The organism is Pseudonocardia sp. 2-7 (assembly GCF_056341085.1).
The window spans coordinates 1,849,116-1,871,083 of the sequence record NZ_CP094507.1 but is presented as its reverse complement, the minus strand read 5'-3'; the positions used below and the strand labels follow the sequence as shown (position 1 = coordinate 1,871,083).

Here is a 21,968-nt window from a genome sequence, read left to right as displayed (position 1 = left end):
CGCTCACCCCCGCCGCGCGAGCTCGGCCAGCCACTTCTTGAGCAGCACCGTCTCCGGCGCCCCGAGGACGTCGTTGTCGTCGGGCAGCGCGAGCAGGGCCGCCGCGGCGTCGCCGACCCCCGGCCCGCCGGGTGCGTGCTCCGCGTGCCCACCGGTGATCGCGGCGAGGGTGGCCTCGCGCATGTCGACCGACAGCCCGGGGTCCGGGCGCGCGGTGATGATCTGTCGCAGGGTGACACCGACATTGGCGGCGAGGACGTGGGCCGCGGCGCGTTCCGGGCTCACGGTGAGCCGGCCCCGGCGGTCGGCCTCCCGGGTCAGCCCGAGCAGGGCGGCAGCCGGTCCGTCCTGGGCGGACGGCCGTCGCCCGGGGGTGACCTGCCCGTACATCAGGGCGTAGAAGCCCGGGTTGGCGATGCCGAACTCGACGTGGGCGTCCCACCCGTCGCGGATGTCCTGGATCGGGTCACCGCTGGACTCCCGGGCCCGCTTCGCGGACAGGTACTGCTCGAACCCGTGCTCGACCACGGCGTCGAGCAGGCCCTCCTTGCTCCCGAAGAAGTGGTACAGCGTGGGGAGCCGGACGCCGGCGGCGTCGCAGATGGCCCGCAGCGGGACGGTCTCCCCCGGCGACGCCGCGATGAGGTCGGCAGCCGCACGCAGGAGCCGGTCGCGGGTCCCGACCTCGGCCGGTTGATCTGCCACGACCCCACTGTAGGACGCCCGGCCGGAGCCGGGGCGCGGACCGCGGGCCGGCCGCCGCCCGCCCCCGGCACCCACCGGACCACCCTCAGCGCGTGGTGTAGCCGCCGTTGGCGAAGATCGTCTGGCCGGTGATCCAGCGCCCCTCGGTCGCGAGGAAGCGCACGATCGGCGCGATGTCCTCGATCTCGGTGAGCCGCCCACCCATGGCCATCGACTTGTGGAACTCGACCCGGTCCGGGGTCTCCTGCGGGTAGAAGAACGGCGTGTCCATCGGGCCGGGGGCGACGTTGTTCACCGAGATCCCGCGGTCGGCGAACTCCTTGGCCGCCGCACGGGTGAAGTGCTCGACCGGGGCCTTGCCGCCGGCGTAGGTGGAGTAGCCGTCGGTGAAGGCCGCCAGCAGCGACGTGACGACGGTGATGATCGCGCCGTTGTCGGCGAGACTGCGGCCCGCCTCCTTGATGAAGAAGTACGCGGCCTTGGAGTTGATGTCGAACATCGCGTCGTACTCGGCCTCCGTGGTGTCCACGATCGGCTTGCGGAGCACCTTGCCGACGGCGTTGACGGCGACGTCGATCGGCCCGAGCGACCCCGCCGCGTCGGCGAAGAGCCGCTCGACCTGCGCCGGGACGGTCAGGTCGCCCTGCAGGAGCACCCCTTCGCGACCCGCTGCCTCGACCGCCTTCAGCGTCTCCTCGGCCTCGGCGCGCGAGGACGCGGAGTTGTAGTGGATCGCGACGTTCGCCCCCGCCTCGGCGACCTGGCGGCTGATCAGCCCGCCGAGGTTCTTGCCGCCCGCGGCGACGAGAACGGTCCGGCCCTGCAACGACTGCACGCTCATGCGTTCCTCCTGTATCGACTGTATAGCTACATGTATCAGCTATACAGAGCGATGTCGAACGCAGTGTCCTCAGAAGGCCCAGGTCCCGGTCAGCAGTGCCACGCCGGTGACGGCCAGCAGCCCGACGACGACGTGCTCCCCCGTCCCGCCCGTGCGGAACCGCAGGGCCCGTGGCCAGCGGATCCCCTCCAGCGGCCAGAAGGCGAACCGGTTGCCGTGGGAGGTCAGCTCGTCGCCGATCGCCCCGACCCAGCAGCCCGCGCCGGCCGCGACACCGGTCCAGACCGCCGTCTCCCCGGGCAGCAGGACACCGGTCCCCCACCACGCCAGCAGCCCGACCGCGGCCGCGAAGACCGGCGAGTGCGATAGGCCACGGTGCGAGACCCCGGTCGTCACCCGGGACAGCCACCGGATCGCCCGGCACAGGAGCCAGGTGACCGGCGGCAGCGACCGCGCGGCGACGCTCGACGGGTGGTCGAGGTCGGGCGCGAAGGCCGCCAGCGCGCACACCACCACGACCACCGGCACCAGCACCGGTGGCGGCGGGACCGCCGAGCAGACCGCGAGCCCCAGCACCGCGCCCGACAACGCGTGCGTACGCCCCATCATCGTGACCCCACCCCTTCCGAACGGACACGGAGGGTAACCGCGCGATACCGTGACGCCGGGTCGCCGACACGCGTGCCGGTCTTGACCGTGCCCGCCGGGCCGCGCAGGCTCGCAGCGTGACGGACCATTGGCGCAACTGGGCGGGCAACCAGCGCACCCGTCCGATCAGGACGGTCCACGCCCGCGACGCCGACGACGTCGTCCGGGCGGTGCGCGACGCCGCCGAGGGCGACCTGCGGGTCCGCCCGCTCGGCAGCGGCCACTCCTTCACCGGCATCGGCGTGCCCGACGGCGTCGCCCTCGCCGTCCCCGCCGACCCCGCCGCGATCCGGCTCGACGGCGGGCTCGTCACCGTCCCGGCCGGGGTCACCCTGCACACGCTGAACCGGTGGCTGTGGGCCCACGGCCGCGCCCTGCCCAACCTCGGCGACATCGAGGCCCAGACCGTCGCCGGCGCGATCTCCACCGGCACCCACGGCACCGGCGCCGGATACCGCGGCATCGCCGACGGGGTGCGCCGGCTGCGCCTGGTCGACGGGCTCGGGGAGCTCCACGAGCTGGGCCCGGCCGCCGACCCCGACCTGTTCGACCTGGCGCGGGTGGGGCTCGGGGCGCTCGGTGTCCTGGTCGAGGTGACGCTGGCGACCGTGCCCGCGTTCCACCTGCACGCCCGCGAGTCCGCGCGCCCGCTCACCGAGGTCCTCGAGCGCCTCGACGATCTCGCCGCCGGCCACGACCACGTCGAGTTCTACTGGTTCCCGCACACCACGACCGCGGTGCTCAAGACGAACGACCGGACGGAACGGCGCTCGCCCGGGCGCGGCCGGGTCGCCGCGCTGGTCGGCGACGAGGTGCTCGGCAACGGCGCCTTCGGGCTCGTCCAGCGCGTCGCCGCGCTCGCCCCACCGCTGGTCCCGCGGCTCAACCGGGTCATGGCCGGGCAGATGGCCGCCGGGGAGTACGTGGCCCCGTCGTACGCGGTGTTCTGCAGCCCGCGCCGTGTCCGGTTCCTGGAGATGGAGTACGCCGTGCCGCGGGCCGCGCTGCCCGAGGCGTTCGCCGGGCTGCGGGCCGCCGCCGCGCGGCACGCCCACGACGTCGCGTTCCCGGTCGAGGTGCGGATCCTGCGCGGCGACGACATCGCGCTGTCCACCGCGTACGGACGGGACACCGCCTACCTCGCCGTGCACGTCCACTCGGGACGCCCGCACGAGGCGTACTTCGGGGCCGTCGAGTCGGTGCTGTCCGCACTGGACGGACGGCCGCACTGGGGCAAGCTGCACACCCGCACCGCGGAGCAGCTGCGTCCCCGCTACCCGCGGTTCGACGCGTTCGTCGCCGCACGTGACCGACTCGACCCGGCGGGCCGGTTCCGCAACCCCTACCTCGACCGGGTCCTGGGAGTGCCGTGCGCGTCGACGACCTGACCACACCCGCGCTGCTCGTCGACGCCGCCGCGCTGGAGGCGAACCTCGCCGACATGGCCGCGCTGCTGCCCGGCCCGCGGCTGCGGCCGCACGTCAAGGCGCACAAGACGACCGAGCTGGCCCGGCGGCAGGCCGCCCACGGCCACACCGGGTTCACCTGCGCCACCGTGCGGGAGGTGGAGGGCATGGCGGCGGCCGGGCTGGGCGCGGACCTGCTGCTCGCCAACGAGGTGCTCGACGCCCGCCGGCTCGGCGCCGTCGTCGGGTCGGGCGCGCGGGTCACCGTCGCGATCGACTCGGAGCAGACGCTGCGGGCCGCCGTGGACGGCGGCGTCCGCGAGGTGCTCGTCGATGTCAACGTCGGCCTGCCCCGCTGCGGCATCGCGCCCGCGCGGGCCGGGGCGCTCGCCGACGCCGCCCGCGCCGCCGGGCTCGTCGTGCGCGGCGTGATGGGCTACGAGGGCCACCTGCAGATGCTCGACGACGCAGCCGAACGCGCCCGGCTCACCACCGAGTGCACCGACCGGCTGCTGGCCGCGCACGCCGACGTCGGCGGCGAGGTGGTCTCCGGCGGCGGCACCGGCACGCACGCGATGAACACCGCCTGCACCGAGATCCAGGCCGGGTCCTACGCGCTGATGGACACCGCCTACACCGCCGCCGGGCTGCCTTTCCGCCAGGCGCTGACGGTGCTGTCCACCGTGGTCTCGACGACCGCACCCGACGGCGACATGCCCGGCTGGGCGGTCGCCGACGCGGGCCTCAAGGCGTTCGGCATGGACCACGGCAACCCCACGGTGCCCGGTGGGAACGTGTGGTTCTGCTCCGACGAGCACCTGGTGTTCGCCGCCGACGCCCCGCCGCGCACCGGTGACCGGGTGCGGATCGTGCCGGCACACGTCGACCCGACCGTCGCGCTGCACGAGCGGATGCACCTCGTCGACGGCGACGAGGTGCTGGAGACCTGGGCGGTCGACCTGCGCGGCTGGTGAGGCCTACCGGCCGAACCTCTCCCCCAGCGCCGCCAAGCCCGTACCGAACACGCCGTTCGCGAACAGGCCCGCGAGGTCGCCCTCGTCGGGGCCGTCGGCGTCGAACTCGGTCCACCACTCGCCGAAGGTGTGCCCGACCGCGGTGACCGGGGCCAGCCGTACGGTGGAGACGTAGCGGCGCACCGGGAACGGCGACTCGAGGATCTCGTAGGTGAGGGCGTGGCCGCGCTCGTCGAGTGCGGTCAGCTCCTCGACGACGGTGCCGCCGCCCTCGGCGAGGGTCAGGCGTCGCTGCGCGCCGATCTCGCTGCCGGAGGCGCCGCGGATCAGCTCGCAGGTCGCGATCGCCGGGTGCCAGCGGTGCAGGCCACCGAAGTCGCGGACGTGCGGCCACACCTCGGCCAGCGGTGCCGTGATCACGGCGCTGGAGTAGGGACGGGGCATCGGGGACTCCTCCTCGGGAGTGTCAGGACTGCCGGCGCAGGTGGGGGGCCTGCGCCGCGAGCTGGTCGAGCTGGGCGCGGACGTCGTCGAAGCCGCTGTCGACCCGCAGGTCCAGCGCGATCGACGCGGCCAGTTCCGCGGTGTCGTGGAAGGCGGTGCGGGCGACCTCGAGGCGGGCGCCCACGGTGCGGGCCATCTCGCTGCCCTGGCCCGCGCTCTCCAGGCTCTCCCCCATCCGCGCGGTGCGCAGGGCCTCGGCGAGCTCGGCGTCGAGGTTGCGGCCGATGTCGTGCAGCCAGTCCCTGGCCGGGCCGTCGGGCACCGTGCGCACGACGCCGTGGAAGGCGGTCACCGAGCCGACGCAGCCGGAGTAGGCGCGGGCCCAGCGCGACCCGGCGACGAGGCCGCCGGGCAGGGAGGCGGGGGCGTTCTCGGCGGCCCGTCGCATGGCCTCGCGCTCGGCGGGGCTCGCGGAGCGCAGGTAGGAACGGGCCAGCGCCTGGGCGGGCAGCCCGACGAACAGCACCGCCGGGACCGCGCAGAACACCGCCGAGGCGATCGCGTAGCCCAGCGTCCGGCCGAGCAGCTCGTCGGCCGGGTACTGCCCCACCTGCGTGATGCCGACGATCACCCCGATCAGCACACCGAGGGCCGCCCCGGCCAGCAGGAGCACCAGCCACCCGTGCGCGGCGAGGGCGTGCGACACCCTGCCCCCGCGCACCGCCATCCGTCGCCGCCAGTCCCCGCCGGGCGGCGGGGCGGGCATTCCACGCGCCATCACCGCTCCAGCACGTTCTTGAAGGCGCGCGTCTGCTCGGTCAGCGCGGTCTCGGTCGGCAGCCGCTCCATCGACGAGGCCCCGTAGAAGCCGTGGCAGACCTTCGCCGTGCGGAGCACGTGCGCGGCGTCCTCGGGCATCGCGACCGGCCCGCCGTGGACGAGGACGAGCACGTCGTCGCGGACCTCCAGCGCCGCCTGCGCCCACTCGTCGACGAGCGCGACGCAGTCGTCGAGGGTCTTCGCGGTGCCCGCCCCGATCGCGCCGCCGGTGGTGAGCCCCATGTGGCACACCACGATGTCGGCACCGGCCCGGGCCATGGCGCGGGCGTCGTCGGCGGAGAAGACGTACGGCGTGGTGAGCATGTCCTTGGCCCGCGCCGCGGCGACGAGGTCGACCTCCAGCGCGTAGCCCATCCCGGTCTCCTCCAGGTTGGCCCGGAAGGTGCCGTCGATCAGCCCGACGGTCGGGAAGTTCTGGATGCCGGCGAACCCGAGCGAGGACAGCTCGTCGAGGAAGCGGTCGGTGAACAGGAACGGGTCGGTGCCGTTGACCCCGGCCAGCACCGGGGTGCGGCGGACCACCGGCAGCACCTCGGCCGCCATCTCGACGACGATGTCGTTGGCGTTGCCGTAGGCCAGCAGCCCGGCGAGCGAGCCGCGGCCCGCCATCCGGTAGCGCCCGGAGTTGTAGATGACGATGAGGTCGATCCCGCCGGCCTCCTCGCACTTGGCCGACAGCCCGGTGCCCGCGCCGCCGCCGACGATCGGCTCGCCGCGGGCGGCCATCTCGCCGAACCGCTCCATCAGCTCCGCGCGGGTGAACCGCCTCATCGCCGTACCTCCTGCCAGGCCGAGAGCACCGCGTCGGCGAACTCCGGGTCGTTGACGTGGTGCGCGACCCGCCGGACGTTCCCCGGGGAGTCCGCACCGGACTCGATCGCGGCGAACAGTGCCGCATCGGCCTCGGGATCGTGGAACGCCGCGCCCGGCGCGTCCAGTGCGGACACCCCGCCCAGCGGGAGCAGGAACCGCCACGGCCCGGTCAGCGCGTTCAGCTTCGCCGCCAGCCAGGCACCGATCTCCCGGTTCTCGTCGACGGTGGTGCGCATCAGGGTGACGTTCGCGTTGTGCTCGTGGAACAGGCGGCCGGCGAAGCGTTCCGGGACGGTCGCCCGTGCGCCGAAGTTGACCATGTCCAGTGCACCGCAGGACCCGACCCACGGCACCGCGGTGCGGGCGATCGCGTCGAGCCGGTCGGGGCCGCAGGCCATCACCCCGCCGACGAGCAGGTCCGCGACCTCGGTGGTGGTCAGGTCCAGCACCGAGTCGACCAGGCCGGAATCGACGAGCTTCTCCATCGACGGCCCGCCGGAGCCGGTGGCGTGGAAGACCAGGGCGTCGACGCCGTCGCCGAGCCGTTCGCGGACCGCGGTGACCAGCGGCGTGGTCACCCCGAACATGGTCAGCCCGACGGCGGGCAGGTCGGCACCGGTCTCCGGCGGCGGGGCGGTGACGGCGGCGGCCAGCATGTGCGCGGCGTTGCCCAGTACCCGTCGCGAGATGCGGTTGAGGCCGGCGACGTCGGTGACGGCGTACAGCATCGCGACGTCGCTCGCCCCCACGTAGGGCGCGGTGTCGCCGGAGGCGACCGTGGAGACCATCAGTTTGGGGACCCCGACCGGCAGGTCGCGCATCGCCGGGGTGACCAGTGCGGTCCCGCCCGAGCCGCCGAGCCCGAGGACGCCGCCGACGTCGTCGCAGCCGGCGAGGAAGGCCCGCAGCGCCTGCGCCATCGCCCCCACCGCGCTGCCGCGCTCACCGGTGAACACCGGGCCGGCGCCACCGGGGTGGCAGGCGGCGACCTCGGCCGCGGTGACGTCCGGACCGGGGCCCGCCGCACCGGAGGTGGACACGTCCACCCGGCGCACGTCGGCGCCGTCGGCGGCCATCAGCTCGGCCACCCACGCCAGCTCGGCGCCCTTGGTGTCGAACGTGCCGATCACGTATGCGGTCCCCACACAGGAGTTCTACCCGGACCCGGGCACCCGGGGCGAGGGCCGGAGCCCGGACGGCGCAGGGCACCATGGACACGCCCCCCTTCCGCCGGGCTCGTGACCTCGGGGCCCGTGACGTCGTTGGAGAGACATGCTCGGTCAACCGGACGACCCGCGAGGCATCGTGCTCCCGCTCGACGGGCGGCCCGGCGGAACGGAGACCGGCGCCCCCGAACGCAACGGTGGCCCGCGTCCCCTCCGCAACGGGACCCCTCCCCCCGGCCCGGCACTGCTGCTGAGCTGGACCCCCACCCCGGCCGTCGACGACGACGACCGCACCTGGGCGACACTGTCGGCGTCGAGCGAGCTGGCGCGGCGGCTCGCGCCCGACGCCGGCCGCGCACCCGCCGCCGGGCTCACCTTCCGGCTCGCGCTGCCCGAGGCGTTCGGCGCCGAGCCGCTGCTGCGCCTGGCCGGCGGCGAGACGGCCGTGGCGGCCCCCGGGTCGTCGGCGCTGGTGCCGGTCGCCCCCACCGCACCCGGTGACCGGCACGGCGCCGGGCTGGGCCTGCTCACCCTGACCACCGCGGCCGAGATCGCCGCGACGGGCACCCAGACCCGGGTGCTCGACGAGCTGACCACCGCGGTCGACCAGCTGGCACCGTCGTGCGTGATGCGGCTGGACTCGCGGCTCCGCGCGGCCGAGGAGTCGCTGCGCGAGGCCCAGACCGAGCTGCTCGAACGCGGCTCGCTCGTCGTCGACGGCGACACGACCGACAGCGGTTCCCCGTCGCGCGGGCTCGAGACGGCCGTCGCGAACCTGTCGGTCCTGCGCCACCAGACGCACGCCTGGATCGCGGGCTGGGAGCGGGTCGTCGCCGGGGCGGACCCGTCGGGGACGCCCGGCCTGGCGCTGCGGGACGCGCTCGGTGAGGTCGGCAAGCTCGGCTGGACCGGGTTCCCGGCCGCGGTGCACGGCGCCTACCAGGCACTCGTGCTGGACGCCCGGCGCATCCTGCTCACCGCGGCCGACCACCTGCTGCGCGCCCCGAACCGGCCGCTGACCGCGCTGCGGCCCCTGGTCGAGAGCGACCTCGCGGGCCGGGCCGCCGACGTCGCGCGGCTGCACCGGCTGCTGACCACGCTGTCGACGCTCCCGCAGACCGTGCGCAAGCGCTCCGGCGGGATGATGCCGAACCTGATCGCCGACCAGGCGACGGCCAACGCGCGCAGCCAGGCGCTGTTCACGCGGATGGCGAACGCGCTGCGCTCCCCGGTGTGGGACGGCCGGGTCGTCGTCGAGGTGCGGTCGCTCGACTCGGGCGAGCTGCAGGTGCTGCGCCCGGTCTGACCCCGGACACGTCACGGCCCTCCCGTCCGGCGCGGGGGCGGTCGGGAGGGCCGTGGACGGGTGTCGCGGTGGGTCAGCGGGCGACGGCCTTGGCGCGCTTGCGCGCGTCCTTCGCCGACGCCTTGGCCTGCTTGGCGGCCTCGGCGCCGGCCACCGACGCGCGGTCGGCCAGGTCCGATCCGAGCTTCGCGGCCTGCGACTGGGCCTGGGTGACCAGGGTGGAGAAGCGGTCGGCGTACTCGGGGGCACGCTTCTCCGCGCGGGCGGTGGCCTTGCGGGCCTGCTTCTCCCAGCGGACGCGACGCTTCTCGGCCTCGCGCACCCACCGGTCGCCGGTGCGCCCGGCGGCCTTGCGGTACTGGGCACCCTTCTTGTCCACGACCTTCTCGAGCTGGGCGCCGCGCTTCTCGGCCGCCTTGGCCAGCTTGGCGCCGCGCTTCTCGGCGACCTCGGCCTGCTTCTGGGCGGCCTTGGAGGTGCGCTCGGCGGCGGCCGAGAGCTGCTCGGACCAGGTGGACGCCTTGTCCGAGGCGACCTCGGACAGGTGCGCGGCCTGCTCGGAGGCCTTGCCGCCCCACTCGGTGGCGCGCTCACGCACGACCGGGCCGTACTCCTCGACGGCCTCGGCCAGCTTCTCCCGGCTACCCGCGGCGGCCGCGGCGATCGAGGTGCCCGCGCCGGCCAGTCCCGCGGCGAGCTGGGCACCGGTGTCGGAACCGGAGCCGGACAGCCGGGCCTGGGCGCGCTCGGCGGCCTGGCGCGTCCGGTAGGCGTGCGACGGCTTGCCGTGGGTGTCGGCGGCCGCGATGAGCAGCCCGCCGAGCAGGCCGACGTTCTTCAGGAAGTGGATCTGCTCGTTGGCGCGCTTCTGCTGGTCGGTCTCCTCCCAGAAGCGGTGCCCGGCCAGGGTGGTCGGGACCAGCGAGGCGGCCAGCGCGGTGGCCGACAGGCGGGGGAACTTGCCCAGGGCGAGCAGCGAGCCCGCCACGATCTTCACTCCGGCGTCGACCTTGACCAGGGTCTCGTTGTCGGGGCGCCGGTCCAGCGGGGCGTTCTCCACGACCTTGTCGATGGCCGGGGCGGCCTGGTCGAGAACGGGCTGTGCGGCGGAAGTCAACGCGTCGGCGTTCCGCAGCTCGTTGATTCCGCCGTAGATGAAGACGGCCGCGAGGGCGGGTCGGGCTACACGTCGCAAGACTGGCATGGGGCACCTTTCCCCGGCTCGTCCGTCCGCAAACCCGGGGTGGGTGTGGCGTCACCGCCGTGGGATGGCAATCATGCCCGGGTGACGAACGGACGGCGGGCCATCGGGCTCGACATCGGAGGAACGAAGGTCGCCGGAGCGATCGTGGGCGAGGATGGCACGGTCCACGCCGAGCTGCGGCGCAACACCCCGGACACGTCCGATGCGGACACGATGACCACCCTGTTGCGGGAGATGGTCGAGGAGCTGCGCGGCGACGCCGAGGGGGCGGACGTGTCCGCGATCGGGGTCGGTGCCGCGGGGACCGTGGAGTGGCCGGTCGGCCGGATCCGCTGGGCACCCAACAACAACTACGAGAACTGGGACGTCCGCGGTCTCCTGGAGTCCGCGTGCGGGCTGCCGGTGGTCGTCGACAACGACGGCAACGTCGCCGGTCTGGCCGAGGCCCGGCTCGGCGGGACCCGCAACGACGACATGGTGCTGCTGACCGTCGGCACGGGCGTCGGGGCGGGGATCGTGCTCGACGGGAAGATCTACCGCGGCGCGCACGGGCTCGGTGCCGAGGTCGGGCACATGAACGTCAACCCGGACGGCCCGCAGTGCGGCTGCGGCAACTACGGCTGCCTGGAGGCGGTCGCGTCGGGGACCGCGCTGACCCGGATGGGCCGCAGCGCCGCCCTGCACGACCCGCGGGGCATGATCGCGACCCTGGCCGCGGAGGCCGGGGGCGAGGTCACCGGCCAGCACGTGACGATGGCCGCGATGGCGGGCGACAGCACGGCGGCGTCGCTGTTCCAGCGGCTCGGGCGCTCGCTGGGGATCGGCATCGCCAGCATCAACGCGATCTTCGAGTTCGAGGTCGTGCTGATCGGCGGCGGCCTGGTCGACGCGGGCGAGCTGCTGCTCGAGCCGGCGCGCCGGGCGGCCCGGGAGTTCCACTACGGCCCGCCCGAGGTCCGCCCGATCCCGCCGGTGCTGCCCGCCACCTACAAGGGCGACGCCGGGAAGATCGGTGCGGGGCTGCTGGCGCTGGAGGAGACCTGATCTCGTCCCGCAACGGGGCCGGGGCACGACTACGCTCGGACGGGTGACACTCCTGCTCGGACCGGTGCTGCGGCACGTCGACGAGACCAGCGCGCTGGTCTGGGTGCAGACCTCCGGCCCGTGCCGCGTCTCGGTGCTCGGCTGCGACGCCGCGACCTTCGAGGTGTCGGGCCACCACTTCGCCCTGGTGCGGGTGACCGGGCTGACGCCGGGCACCCGCACCGCCTACGAGGTCCACCTCGACGGCGAGCAGGTCTGGCCGCTGCCGCACTCGCCGTTCCCGCCGAGCCTGATCGCGACACGCGGCGCGGACACCGAGGCCCACCAGCGGATCGTCTTCGGCTCCTGCCGCTACGTGAAGCTGGCCGACCCGAAGCTGGCCCGGCAGTACGGCCTCGACGCGCTCGACGTCTACGCCGGCCGGATGGCCGGGCTGCCCCCGGAGACCTGGCCGACCACCCTGCTGCTGCTCGGCGACCAGGTCTACGCCGACGAGCTCACCCCGCAGACCCGGCGGCGGATCGCCGGGCGGCGGGAGCGGCACCCGGACTGGCCCGACGACGAGATCGTCGGCTTCGACGAGTACTCGGGCCTCTACCGCGACACCTGGTCGGACCCCGAGGTGCGGTGGATGCTCTCCACCGTCCCCACCGCGATGATCTTCGACGACCACGACGTCCGCGACGACTGGAACACCTCCGGCGCCTGGCGCGAGCAGATCGCCCGCACACCCTGGTGGTCCGAGCGCATCCGCTCCGGCCTGGCCTCGTACTGGGTCCACCAGCACCTGGGCAACCTCTCCCCCGCCGAGCTCGCCGCCGACCGGACCTGGCAGGAGGTGCAGGCCGCCGAGGGCGACGTCTGGCCGCTGCTGTCCGAGCGGGCCGCCCTGTGGGACCGCGAGACCGGCGACGGCGACGACACCCGCAAGGACGAGCGGTTCTCCTTCTGCTGGGAGCTCGGCCGCACCCGGCTGATCGTCATCGACTCCCGCAACGGGCGGATCGTGGAGTCCACGCCGCGCCGGATGGTGTCCGACGCCGAGTTCGACTGGATCTCCGCCAAGGCGCTCGCCCCCGGCGACGTGGACCACCTCGTCCTGGGCACCTCGGTGCCCTGGCTGATGCCCCAGGTCATCTCCGACCTGGAGGCCGCGACCGAGAAGGGCGCGAACGGCTCCGGCCGGGTCGCCGCCGTCGCCGAGTGGGCCCGCCAGGAGGCCGACCTGGAGCACTGGCCCGCGTTCGGGCACTCCTTCGCCCGGCTCGCCGAGCTGATCCGCGAGGCGTGCCGCCCGCGCGCCGGGGACGCCCCGCCCGCCACGGTGTCGGTGCTGTCCGGCGACGTCCACCACTCCTACGCCGCCGTCGCCGACGTGCACACCCACACCCCCGGGGACCGGCCCGGCCGCGGCCCGGAGGGCACCCGGGTCCACCAGCTGACCTGCTCACCGGTGCACAACGTGGTCCCCGCGGTGATGCGGGTGATGTTCCGGATCACCTGGTCGCGGCTGCTGGGCAGGATGACGACCCGCTGGACCCGCCGGACCGGGGCCGGCAGCGCGGGCGTGGCCTGGGAGCGGACGACCGGTCCGCTGTTCGGCAACCTCGTCGCGACCCTGGAGACCGACGGGCGACGGGCGTCGTGCCGGTTCGAGCGGCCGCGCTCGGCCGCGGTGCTCGACACCGCGGCCGAGGTCGTGCTGACCCCGCAGGCCCCGCCCATGGCGGCCCGGCAGCGGAGGGGGACCACCCCGGCGGTCTGACCGGGGGCCTCGGCGACGGCCCGTCAGAACCCGGTACGGGCCAGCCAGCCCGTCCAGACCTCGGCGTCGCCGAGGACCTGGAGACGGTCGTCGTCGGCGGGGATGCGGCGGGTGACGCCCCGGAGCAGGTCGGCGGCGGTGCCGCGGACGGCGGCGTCGCCCTTGCCGTGCCCGTGCTCCCAGACCACGCGCCCGCCCGCGCCGCGCACCATCCACTCCCCCGCCGCGTCCGGCACGTCGTCGGTGGAGTGCAGGTGCAGCGTGGCGCCGTCGGCGAGCGGGGGCTCGTCGGCGGCGGGGCGGGCGGCGAGCAGGCCCAGCCACTCCGAGACGCCGTCGGCGGCGACCTGCGGGTCGATCGGGAACGGCGCCCCCAGCGCGACGGCGGCGTCGGCGCGGTGCACCGTCGCCTCGTGCAGCCGCCGCCGCACCCACCACGCCGAGGGCTGCGGACCGGTGAAGGTCCACACCGGCGCGGTCGGCCCGGCCGCGACGACGGCGTCGAGCAGCTCGGTCGCGCCGTCGCGCAGCCACTGCGCCGCGACCTCCGGGCCGCCCTCGGGCGGCTTCCCGCCGGGCACCTCGCGCGGGTCGAGGGCCTCGGTGGCGCCGGTGGCGACCATCCGGGCCGCCCACCGGTGCCCGCGCCCGACGTGGCGGAGCAGCTGCAGCAGCGACCAGCCCGGGCAGGTCGGGACCGGGGTGGCCGGATCGGCCGTCGTCAGGAGGGTGGCCAGCCGGTCGTTCTCCGAGAGGAGGACGGCGGCGTACGGGTCGACCGCGGTGCGGTCCGGTGTCGTGGTCATGAATTCGTACCCCCGGTCGCGGAACATGTGGGCGGGTTGCGGCGAGTCGTGCATGACGATCGCGGAGTTCGGGTAGGCAGGGATCATGCCGCCTCATCGCGACTGGACGCGACGGGGCGCGGGGCGGGCACTGCTGTACTGGCCGTTGACGGCCTTCCTGCTGGTGGCCGCATTCCCCGCGTACTCCGTGGTGCTGGTCATCGCCTCCGGGATTCTGCTGCCCACCCTCGGCCTCGTCGCCGGGCTGGCCGGGAAGCGCTGGCGGGCACGCAAGCTCGCCCGGGCGCGTCGCGTGCTGTCCGACGTCGTCGACCCCGGCCCATCCGCCGACGAGGACCTCGTCGCGCACGAGGACGAGCCCGACACGACCGGTCCGGAGAGCTCCTGGCCGACCGGCCGGCACGCCCGCCGGGGCCGCGACCAGGCCGCTCCGGCCACCGGGGAGCCCGTGGCACGCGACGCGGCCTGACCCGCACCGTACGACCCCTGTGACGCTCGCCGGATTCCTTGTACGTCCGATACTAGGATGTCAAACTAAACCGGCCGGGACACCGCCGTCCGCCCGGCGGGAGGAACGTCCCCGATGAGCACGGACACGAACGCACAGGCCGAGCTGCACGTCCCCACGCACCCGGTCCGTTTCGTGACCGCGGCCAGCCTGTTCGACGGGCACGACGCCGCCATCAACATCATGCGCCGGATCCTGCAGCGGCAGGGCGCCGAGGTGATCCACCTCGGCCACAACCGCTCGGTCGACGAGGTCGTGACCGCCGCGATCCAGGAGGACGTGCAGGGCGTCGCCATCTCCTCCTACCAGGGCGGGCACGTCGAGTACTTCTCCTACCTGGTCGAGCTGCTGCGCGAGCGCGGCGCCGGCCACATCAGGGTCTACGGCGGGGGCGGCGGCGTGATCGTCCCCGAGGAGATCGAGCTGCTGCACTCCCGCGGCGTCGCGCGCATCTTCTCCCCCGAGGACGGCCAGCACCTGGGCCTCCCCGGGATGATCAACATCATGATCCGCGAGTGCGACACCGATCTCGCGGCGCAACCGCCGTCGTCGTTCGACGGGCTGTTCTCCGGGGAGACCGCGACGCTGGCGCGGGCGCTGACCCTCGCGGAGTCCGGGACGCTGCCCCAGGAGGTCCGCGAGCGCGTCGCCGCCGCCGAGCGCCCGGTGCCGGTCCTCGGCATCACCGGCACCGGCGGCTCCGGCAAGTCCTCGCTGACCGACGAGCTGGTCCGCCGCTTCCGGCTCGACCAGGAGGACAAGCTCCGCATCGCGGTGCTCGCGGTGGACCCGACCCGACGCAAGGGCGGTGGCGCGCTGCTCGGCGACCGCATCCGGATGAACGCGCTGTCTTCCGGGCCCGCCGGCGCAGGAGGCAGTCACAGCCCGGTCTTCTTCCGCAGCCTCGCCACCCGCGGCAACGACGGCGGCTCGCTGCCCGAGCGGCTCGGCGACACCATCGCGGTGCTCCGCTCCGCCGGGTTCGACCTGGTGGTCGTCGAGACGCCCGGCATCGGCCAGGGCGACGCGGGCATCGTCCCGTTCGTCGACCACTCGCTGTACGTGATGACGCCGGAGTTCGGCGCCGCGTCCCAGCTCGAGAAGATCGACATGCTGGACTTCGCCGACGTCGTCGCGATCAACAAGTTCGAGCGCCGCGGCGCCGAGGACGCCCGGCGCGACGTCGGCCGCCAGCTGGTGCGCAACCGTGAGGAGTTCGGCGCGACCTGGGAGGACATGCCGGTCTACGGCACCTCGGCCGCCACCTTCAACGACGACGGCGTCACCGCGCTCTACCAGCACCTGCGCGACCTGCTCGCCGAGGGCGGGCTGACCGTCGGCGAGGGGCGTCTCCCCCGCGTCGACACCAAGACCTCCAGCGACTACGCGGCCGTCATCCCGCCGGAGCGGGTCCGCTACCTCGCCGACATCGCCGGTGCGGTGCGGGACTACCACGCCGACACCGAGACCCACGCCCACGCGGCCCGCACCGCGCAGCACCTGCGCACCGCTGCCGAGCTGGTCGGCGGCGACGACCTCGACGAGGCGCTGCGCACCGCCGAGAAGAAGGTCCCCGCCGAGTCCGCCGAGCTGCTGGAGTCCTGGCCGTCGCGGGTCGCGGACTACTCCGGCGACGAGTACGTCTACACCGTGCGGGACAAGGAGTTCCGCACGAAGCTGACGCGCGAGACGCTGTCCGGCAACCCGGTGCGCCGGGTCGCGCTGCCGAAGTTCGACGACGACGCCGCGCTGCTGCGCTTCCTGCGCCGGGAGAACCTGCCCGGCTTCTACCCCTTCACCGCCGGGGTGTTCCCGTTCAAGCGGGAGGGTGAGGACCCGGCCCGCATGTTCGCCGGCGAGGGCGACCCGTTCCGCACCAACCGGCGGTTCAAGTACCTGTCGGAGAGCTCGGACGCCAAGCGCCTGTCGACGGCGTTCGACTCGGTCACCCTCTACGGCCACGACCCGGACACCCGCCCCGACATCTACGGCAAGGTCGGCACCTCGGGCGTCTCGATCGCGACCCTGGACGACCTCAAGGCCCTCTACGACGGCTTCGACCTGTGCTCGCCGACGACCTCGGTGTCGATGACGATCAACGGCCCGGCGCCGACGATCCTCGCCTACTTCCTCAACGCCGCGATCGACCAGCAGGTCGACCGGTTCCGCGACGAGCAGGGCCGCGAGCCCGACGGGGGTGAGCGCGAGGAGCTCGTCGCCTACGCGCTGGCGAACGTCCGGGGCACGGTGCAGGCCGACATCCTCAAGGAGGACCAGGGCCAGAACACCTGCATCTTCTCCACCGAGTTCTCGCTGCGGATGATGGCCGACATCCAGGAGTGGTTCATCGCGCACAAGGTGCGCAACTTCTACTCCGTCTCGATCTCCGGATACCACATCGCCGAGGCCGGGGCGAACCCGATCAGCCAGCTCGCCTTCACCCTCGCGAACGGGTTCACCTTCGTCGAGAGCTACCTGGCGCGCGGGATGGACGTCGACGACTTCGCGCCGAACCTGTCGTTCTTCTTCTCCAACGGCATGGACGCCGAGTACACGGTGATCGGCCGGGTCGCCCGCCGCATCTGGGCGGTCGCGATGAAGGAGCGCTACGGGGCCAACGAGCGCTCCCAGAAGCTGAAGTACCACGTCCAGACCTCGGGACGGTCCCTGCACGCGCAGGAGATGAACTTCAACGACATCCGCACCACGCTGCAGGCGCTCTGCGCGCTCTACGACAACGCGAACTCCCTGCACACCAACGCCTACGACGAGGCGGTCACCACGCCCACGCAGGAGTCGGTGCGCCGCGCGATGGCCATCCAGATGATCATCAACAAGGAGTGGGGTCTGTCGCTGAACGAGAACCCGCTGCAGGGCTCGTTCGTCGTGGACGAGCTCACCGACCTCGTGGAGGAGGCGGTGCTGCGCGAGTTCGAGTCGATCGCGGAGCGTGGCGGCGTGCTCGGGGCGATGGAGACCGGCTACCAGCGCGGCCGGATCCAGGACGAGTCGATGCTGTACGAGCACCGCAAGCACACCGGTGAACTGCCGATCGTCGGCGTCAACACCTTCCTCAAGCCGGCCGACCCGGACGAGGCGCACCAGGAGATCGAGCTGGCCCGCGCCACCGAGGCCGAGAAGCAGTCCCAGCTCGACCGGCTCGCGGACTTCCAGTCCCGGCACCGCACCGAGGCCGAGCAGGCGCTGCGGCGGCTGCAGGACGTCGCGACCGGTGACGGCAACGTGTTCGACGAGCTGATGCGGGCCGCGCGGGTGTGCTCGCTGGGTCAGCTGACCACGGCGTTCTTCGAGGTCGGCGGACAGTACCGGCGCAACATGTGACGACGGGCGGGGCCGGTCCGCCCGGCCCCGCCTCCCTCACCAGCGGCCGCGCCGGTTGGGGATCCGTGCGGCCGCCAGGCCGACCGCCGCGAGCGCCACCGCCAGCACCCCGTAGGCGATCCCGGCGGCGACGCCCGGGTCCTCGGCGGCGGTCACCGCGGCGGTCAGCACCGACACCGCGGCGATCCCACCCATCTGCCGGAACATGATGCGCAGCCCGGACACCGCGGCGACCTCGTCGGGCACCAGGTGCATGCCGGCGTTGTTGGCGGCCGGCCCGGACAGGCCCGTGCCCAGCCCGAGCAGGGTGGAGCCGGCGAGCAGCCACACCGTGGGCCCGCCGAACGGGGGCGCCACCGCGGTGACCACCAGCCCGGCGACGACGGCGACCAGGCCACCGAGCAGCAGCGGCCGGAAGCCCAGCCGGCGCAGCAGCGCGACCGCGGCCGCCGAGGTGACGATGGTGCCGACCGCGCGGCCGGTCAGCAGCGCCCCGGCGACGAACGCGGGCAGGTCGTAGCGGACCTGGGCGTAGAGCGGCAGGGTCGCCGAGAACCCGATCACCACGGCGCCGAAGACGACGTTGGTGACGTTCATGATGCCCAGACCGCGCCCGGCGAGCAGGTGCATCGGGACGACCGCGTCGGGCCGTCGCCGGGCGTGCCGGACGAACACCGCACCCGCCGTCAGCGCGACCACCCCGGCCAGGGCGGTCCAGCCGGGCCCCGACCCCGGCGAGCCGAGCCGGGTGATGGTGAGCATCGTGGCCAGCAGGGTCACGACGAGCAGCGCGATACCGGCGGCGTCGATCCGCGCGGTCCGCCGGTGCGGAGGATCGTCGACCAGGGCCAGCCCGACGGCGACGAGCAGGATCCCGATCGGCACGTTCACCAGGAAGATGCCGTGCCAGGTCCAGGTGGTGAGCACCAGCCCGCCGACCAGCGGCCCGAGGATCGCGCCGATCGGGAAGACGCTGGTGAACAGCGCGAGCGCCCGGTCCCGGTCACGGCCGAACTGGTGCGCGACGATCCCGTTGGCGGCCGGCAGCATCACACCGCCGGCGAGGCCCTGCACCAGCCGGCAGGCGATGAGCACGCCGATCGAGGGGCTGAGCGCGCTCAGCCCGGACATCACCGTGAACACGGCGACCCCGGCCAGGAACATCCGCCGGCCGCCGAAGCGGTCGGACAGCCATCCGCCCAGTGGCAGCGCCAGGATCTGCCCGACGGCGGCGACGGTCACGACCCAGCCGGTCCAGGCCAGGTCGGCGCCGAGGTCGCCGCTGATCGTCGTCAGCGCGGTGGCGACCGACGTCCCGTCGAGGGAGAACATCAGCAGCGCCAGACCGACGACGGCGAAGACCGGCACGCGCCGGGGCAGCGGGTCGTCGCCGGGCGGCCCGGCGGAGCCGTCCCCGGCCGGGCGGTGGGTGTCGTGGGCGGCGTCGGTCACGTGGTGGGCACACCTGTCTTCCCGGAGGAAACGGACATGATGTGCTTACCACAAGCTAAACACCTCGGGCGGGGCGGCCGCCCGGCCGGCTCAGCGGCGGGGGCGGCTGCGTCGACGGCCGCGGTTCCAGCCGCCGAGGATGCCGATCGCCTCGACGAACGACTCGGCAGCCTTGGAGAGCTTGCGTCCGGCCTTCCGCATCGGGGTTCCTCCGAAGATGTGTCTGGTGCTGGGGGCGAGACCTCACCGTGACAGACGACGGCGAGTCGTCGACACGGGGGCACTGGTCCATGAGGGTGACGAACCGGACAGCGTCCGGTCCCGTCGCGGACGTCGACCACCCGGGCGGAGCACCGCGGCACGGCGTGTCGGGTGGCGGTGGCACCGACGGAGCAACGCCGGGGTGGACGCGCCGGGCCACTGCTCCAGGTGGGGAGAAGCGCGTCTCACACCGCGGGCGCCGGGGTCCGGCTCAGGACCAGCGCCAGCGCCAGGGCCCCCACCAGCAGCGCGCTGACGTAACCGACGACGCCCGCCCAGCCGGCGTGGTCGTAGGCGACCCCGCCGACGGCGCCGCCGATGCTGGACCCGGCGTAGTAACCGACCAGGTAGAGCGACGACGCCTGGGCCGGCACCGCACCGGGCAGCATCGCCGAGCGACGCCCCACCCAGGAGCTGGCGACCGAGTGGGCGCCGAAGAAGCCGACGGTCACCAGCAGCAGCCCGGCCAGGGTGGTGGGGAGCAGGTCGGGCAGGGTCACCCAGATCCCGCCGAGCGCGACCAGCGTCGCCACCCACAGCACCGGGCGGCGCCCGAACCGGTCCCCCAGCCTGCCCGCGCCGGTGGAGGCCCAGCTGCCGGCGAGGTAGCCGAGGAACACCAGCCCCACCAGGGTGCCGGGCAGCGAGAACGGCGGGGCCAGCAGCCGGAACCCCAGGTAGTTGTAGACGGTCACGAACGCGCCCATCAGCAGGAACGCCATCCCGAACAGGCAGAGCAGGCCCCGGTCGGTGAGGTGGCGGCGCAGCGGTCCACCGAGATCGCGCAGCCGGGTGCGGGCCGGGGCGGGCGCCGTCGCGGGCGGCAGGAGCAGCCGGAACGCGACGGTCGCGAGCACCGAGACCGCACCGACGGCCGCGAGCCCGGCCCGCCAGCCGCCGAGCTCGGCGACCCAGGACGCGACGAGCCGCCCGGACAGCCCGCCGAGGGTGTTGCCGGCGATGAGCAGACCGACCGCGCCGCCGAGGTGCCGCGGCGCGACCTCGTGGGTGAGGTGGGCCATCGACAGGGCGGGCAGCGCCGCGAGGGCGATGCCCTGCAGCCCGCGGACGACGACGAGGGTCTCGAAGGTGGGCGCCAGCGGGGCGAGCAGTGCGAGGACCGCCGACGCCGCGAGCGCCCAGGTCATGACCCGCGCGCGGCCCCAGGACTCGGTGAGCGCGGAAAGCGGCAGTACGGCGAGGGCGAGGGTGCCGGTCGTCGCCGACAGGACCAGGCTGGCCGTCGACGAGGGCACGCCGAACTCCGCCGAGAGCGTCGGCAGCAGCCCCTGCACGCTGTAGACCAGCACGAACGTCGCCAGACCCGAGAGCCACAGGGCGATGCCGAGCCGCCGGTAGCCGGGGGTGCCGCGCTCATGGGGCGGGGCGGGCCGGGTGGCGGTCGGAGCCGGGGGACGCTCGGTCGTTGTCATCGCACACGACCGTAGGTGTCGACGTCGGATGCGTCCAATGCATGCTTCTCCGACGTACCATGCATCGATGCATGAGTCGTTGGCGCCGGCGCTGCACCGCTTCGTCGCGGTCGCGCGCGACGGTCACCTCACCCGCGCCGCGGAGCGGATCGGGGTCCCGCAACCCACGCTGTCGCGGGCGATCGCCCGGCTGGAGGGCGAGCTGGGCGTCGCGCTGTTCCGGCGTTCCGGGCGCGGGCTGGCGCTGACCGCGGCCGGGCGGACGCTGCTGCCGCGCGCCGAGGCCGCGCTGGCCGAGCTCGGTGCGGGCGTCGCCGAGCTGGCGGGCGACGCCGACCCGGTCACCGGCCGGGTCGCGCTCGGCTTCCTCGGGACGATGGGCACCTCCGCGGTGCCGGGGATCCTGCGGGAGTTCCGGGAGCACCACCCGCGGGTGCGGATCGAGCTGGTGCAGGTGCCGCACGCGGCACTGCTGGAACGGGTCCGCGACGGCGCGGTCGACCTGGCCCTCACCTCCCCCGTGCCCGACGAGCCGGGCCTGGTCGCGACCCCGCTGGCCGAGGAGGAGCTGCGCCTCGCGGTGCCGTCCGGGCACCGGCTGGCGGGCGCGGGTGCCGCGGACCTCGCCGAGGTCGCCGACGACCCGTTCCTGCTGTTCGCCCGCGGCTACGGGCTGCAGGGGGTGGTGGAGTCGTGGTGCGCGCAGGCCGGGTTCCGCCCGCGCCGGGCGTTCGAGGGCGGGGAGACGGCGACGCTGCGCGGCCTGGTCGGGGCCGGGCTGGGCGTCGCGCTGCTCCCCGCCGGGCCGGACGTGCCGGGGGTGGTGCAGGTGCCGGTGCGCAGCCCGCACACCGTGCGGACGCTGGGGATGGTGCACGCGGCCGACCCGCGGCCGACGGCGCCGGTGCGGGACCTGCGGGAGTTCGTCGTCCGGCACGGGCCCCGGTGGCTGGCCGACCACGGGTGAAACGGGGTCGGCGGACCCGGCGGACGGCCGCGGTGCCGGACAG

General features: G+C 74.3%; 19 protein-coding genes. 8 read left to right on the top strand and 11 right to left on the bottom strand.

From position 1 onward, the window contains the following. Positions 1 to 3 precede the first annotated feature (3 nt). The 3 genes from MTO91_RS09375 to MTO91_RS09365 all read right to left on the bottom strand — a co-directional run bounded on the left by MTO91_RS09375 (position 4) and on the right by MTO91_RS09365 (position 2,152). On the bottom strand, positions 4 to 705 hold the full coding sequence (locus tag MTO91_RS09375) for a TetR/AcrR family transcriptional regulator (RefSeq protein ID WP_476654284.1): 702 nt from the start codon (positions 703 to 705) through the stop codon (positions 4 to 6). Between the two features lie 85 nt (positions 706 to 790). Then, positions 791 to 1,546 carry an SDR family oxidoreductase gene (locus MTO91_RS09370; RefSeq protein WP_476654283.1) on the bottom strand — a complete coding sequence of 252 codons (756 nt, stop codon included), beginning with the start codon at positions 1,544 to 1,546 and terminating at the stop codon, positions 791 to 793. 69 nt (positions 1,547 to 1,615) lie between these two features. Then, positions 1,616 to 2,152 (bottom strand): metal-dependent hydrolase, encoded by a 537-nt coding sequence (locus tag MTO91_RS09365; RefSeq protein ID WP_476654282.1) that lies wholly within the window; start codon positions 2,150 to 2,152, stop codon positions 1,616 to 1,618. A gap of 119 nt (positions 2,153 to 2,271) precedes the next feature. Here MTO91_RS09365 and MTO91_RS09360 point away from each other — a divergent pair, with 119 nt between their 5' ends. Further along, the gene (locus tag MTO91_RS09360; protein WP_405418257.1) at positions 2,272 to 3,582 is read left to right on the top strand and encodes a D-arabinono-1,4-lactone oxidase; all 1,311 of its coding nucleotides are present in this window, start codon (positions 2,272 to 2,274) and stop codon (positions 3,580 to 3,582) included. Beyond that, positions 3,564 to 4,574, top strand: a complete 1,011-nt coding sequence (locus MTO91_RS09355) for an alanine racemase (RefSeq protein ID WP_476654281.1) — start codon at positions 3,564 to 3,566, stop codon at positions 4,572 to 4,574. Before MTO91_RS09360 ends, MTO91_RS09355 begins: the two co-directional genes overlap by 19 nt. A gap of 3 nt (positions 4,575 to 4,577) precedes the next feature. Here the strand turns inward: MTO91_RS09355 and MTO91_RS09350 are convergent, their stop codons facing one another. Genes MTO91_RS09350 through MTO91_RS09335 form a run of 4 tightly spaced genes read right to left on the bottom strand, consistent with a single transcriptional unit; the run spans position 4,578 to position 7,816 of the window. Then, positions 4,578 to 5,018, bottom strand: coding sequence for an SRPBCC family protein (locus tag MTO91_RS09350; RefSeq protein WP_251784596.1), 441 nt, complete (start codon positions 5,016 to 5,018; stop codon positions 4,578 to 4,580). A gap of 22 nt (positions 5,019 to 5,040) precedes the next feature. Then, positions 5,041 to 5,796, bottom strand: coding sequence for a hypothetical protein (locus MTO91_RS09345; protein WP_405418261.1), 756 nt, complete (start codon positions 5,794 to 5,796; stop codon positions 5,041 to 5,043). Continuing rightward, positions 5,796 to 6,629, bottom strand: coding sequence for a phosphoenolpyruvate hydrolase family protein (locus tag MTO91_RS09340; RefSeq protein WP_405418263.1), 834 nt, complete (start codon positions 6,627 to 6,629; stop codon positions 5,796 to 5,798). Before MTO91_RS09340 ends, MTO91_RS09345 begins: the two co-directional genes overlap by 1 nt. Further along, on the bottom strand, positions 6,626 to 7,816 hold the full coding sequence (locus MTO91_RS09335; protein ID WP_476654280.1) for a Tm-1-like ATP-binding domain-containing protein: 1,191 nt from the start codon (positions 7,814 to 7,816) through the stop codon (positions 6,626 to 6,628). The genes MTO91_RS09340 and MTO91_RS09335 overlap by 4 nt, the downstream gene beginning before the upstream one ends. Positions 7,817 to 7,943: 127 nt before the next feature. On the opposite strand from MTO91_RS09335, the gene MTO91_RS09330 reads away from it, so the two are divergent. Then, positions 7,944 to 9,143 (top strand): hypothetical protein, encoded by a 1,200-nt coding sequence (locus MTO91_RS09330; RefSeq protein ID WP_405418267.1) that lies wholly within the window; start codon positions 7,944 to 7,946, stop codon positions 9,141 to 9,143. A gap of 73 nt (positions 9,144 to 9,216) precedes the next feature. On the opposite strand, the gene MTO91_RS09325 is transcribed toward MTO91_RS09330, so the two are convergent. Next, positions 9,217 to 10,347 carry a DoxX family protein gene (locus tag MTO91_RS09325; RefSeq protein ID WP_476654279.1) on the bottom strand — a complete coding sequence of 377 codons (1,131 nt, stop codon included), beginning with the start codon at positions 10,345 to 10,347 and terminating at the stop codon, positions 9,217 to 9,219. Between the two features lie 81 nt (positions 10,348 to 10,428). Between MTO91_RS09325 and MTO91_RS09320 the strand changes: the two genes are divergently transcribed. Beyond that, positions 10,429 to 11,391, top strand: coding sequence for an ROK family protein (locus tag MTO91_RS09320; RefSeq protein WP_224403036.1), 963 nt, complete (start codon positions 10,429 to 10,431; stop codon positions 11,389 to 11,391). 43 nt (positions 11,392 to 11,434) lie between these two features. Continuing rightward, a complete protein-coding gene (locus MTO91_RS09315; protein WP_251784602.1) occupies positions 11,435 to 13,156 on the top strand; it encodes an alkaline phosphatase D family protein in 1,722 nt (573 codons plus the stop codon). A gap of 23 nt (positions 13,157 to 13,179) precedes the next feature. Here MTO91_RS09315 and MTO91_RS09310 read toward each other — a convergent pair whose 3' ends face one another. Next, positions 13,180 to 14,049: a maleylpyruvate isomerase family mycothiol-dependent enzyme gene (locus MTO91_RS09310; protein WP_476654278.1), complete on the bottom strand. Its 870-nt coding sequence runs from the start codon at positions 14,047 to 14,049 to the stop codon at positions 13,180 to 13,182. On the opposite strand from MTO91_RS09310, the gene MTO91_RS09305 reads away from it, so the two are divergent. Together MTO91_RS09305 and icmF are read left to right on the top strand one after the other, a co-directional pair. Further along, positions 14,048 to 14,431: a hypothetical protein gene (locus MTO91_RS09305; protein WP_476654277.1), complete on the top strand. Its 384-nt coding sequence runs from the start codon at positions 14,048 to 14,050 to the stop codon at positions 14,429 to 14,431. The genes MTO91_RS09310 and MTO91_RS09305 overlap by 2 nt on opposite strands. Positions 14,432 to 14,545: 114 nt before the next feature. Beyond that, entirely contained in the window at positions 14,546 to 17,812 is a 3,267-nt protein-coding gene (icmF, locus tag MTO91_RS09300; protein ID WP_405418273.1) for a fused isobutyryl-CoA mutase/GTPase IcmF, read from the top strand. Positions 17,813 to 17,848: 36 nt separating this feature from the next. Here the strand turns inward: icmF and MTO91_RS09295 are convergent, their stop codons facing one another. Both MTO91_RS09295 and MTO91_RS09290 read right to left on the bottom strand, forming a co-directional pair. After that, positions 17,849 to 19,264, bottom strand: a complete 1,416-nt coding sequence (locus MTO91_RS09295; protein ID WP_251784606.1) for an MFS transporter — start codon at positions 19,262 to 19,264, stop codon at positions 17,849 to 17,851. A 446-nt stretch (positions 19,265 to 19,710) separates the two neighbouring features. Beyond that, entirely contained in the window at positions 19,711 to 20,958 is a 1,248-nt protein-coding gene (locus tag MTO91_RS09290) for an MFS transporter (RefSeq protein WP_405418276.1), read from the bottom strand. 67 nt (positions 20,959 to 21,025) lie between these two features. On the opposite strand from MTO91_RS09290, the gene MTO91_RS09285 reads away from it, so the two are divergent. Next, complete coding sequence (locus MTO91_RS09285; RefSeq protein WP_405418278.1) at positions 21,026 to 21,925, top strand: LysR family transcriptional regulator; 900 nt, start codon at positions 21,026 to 21,028, stop codon at positions 21,923 to 21,925. Positions 21,926 to 21,968 lie beyond the last annotated feature (43 nt).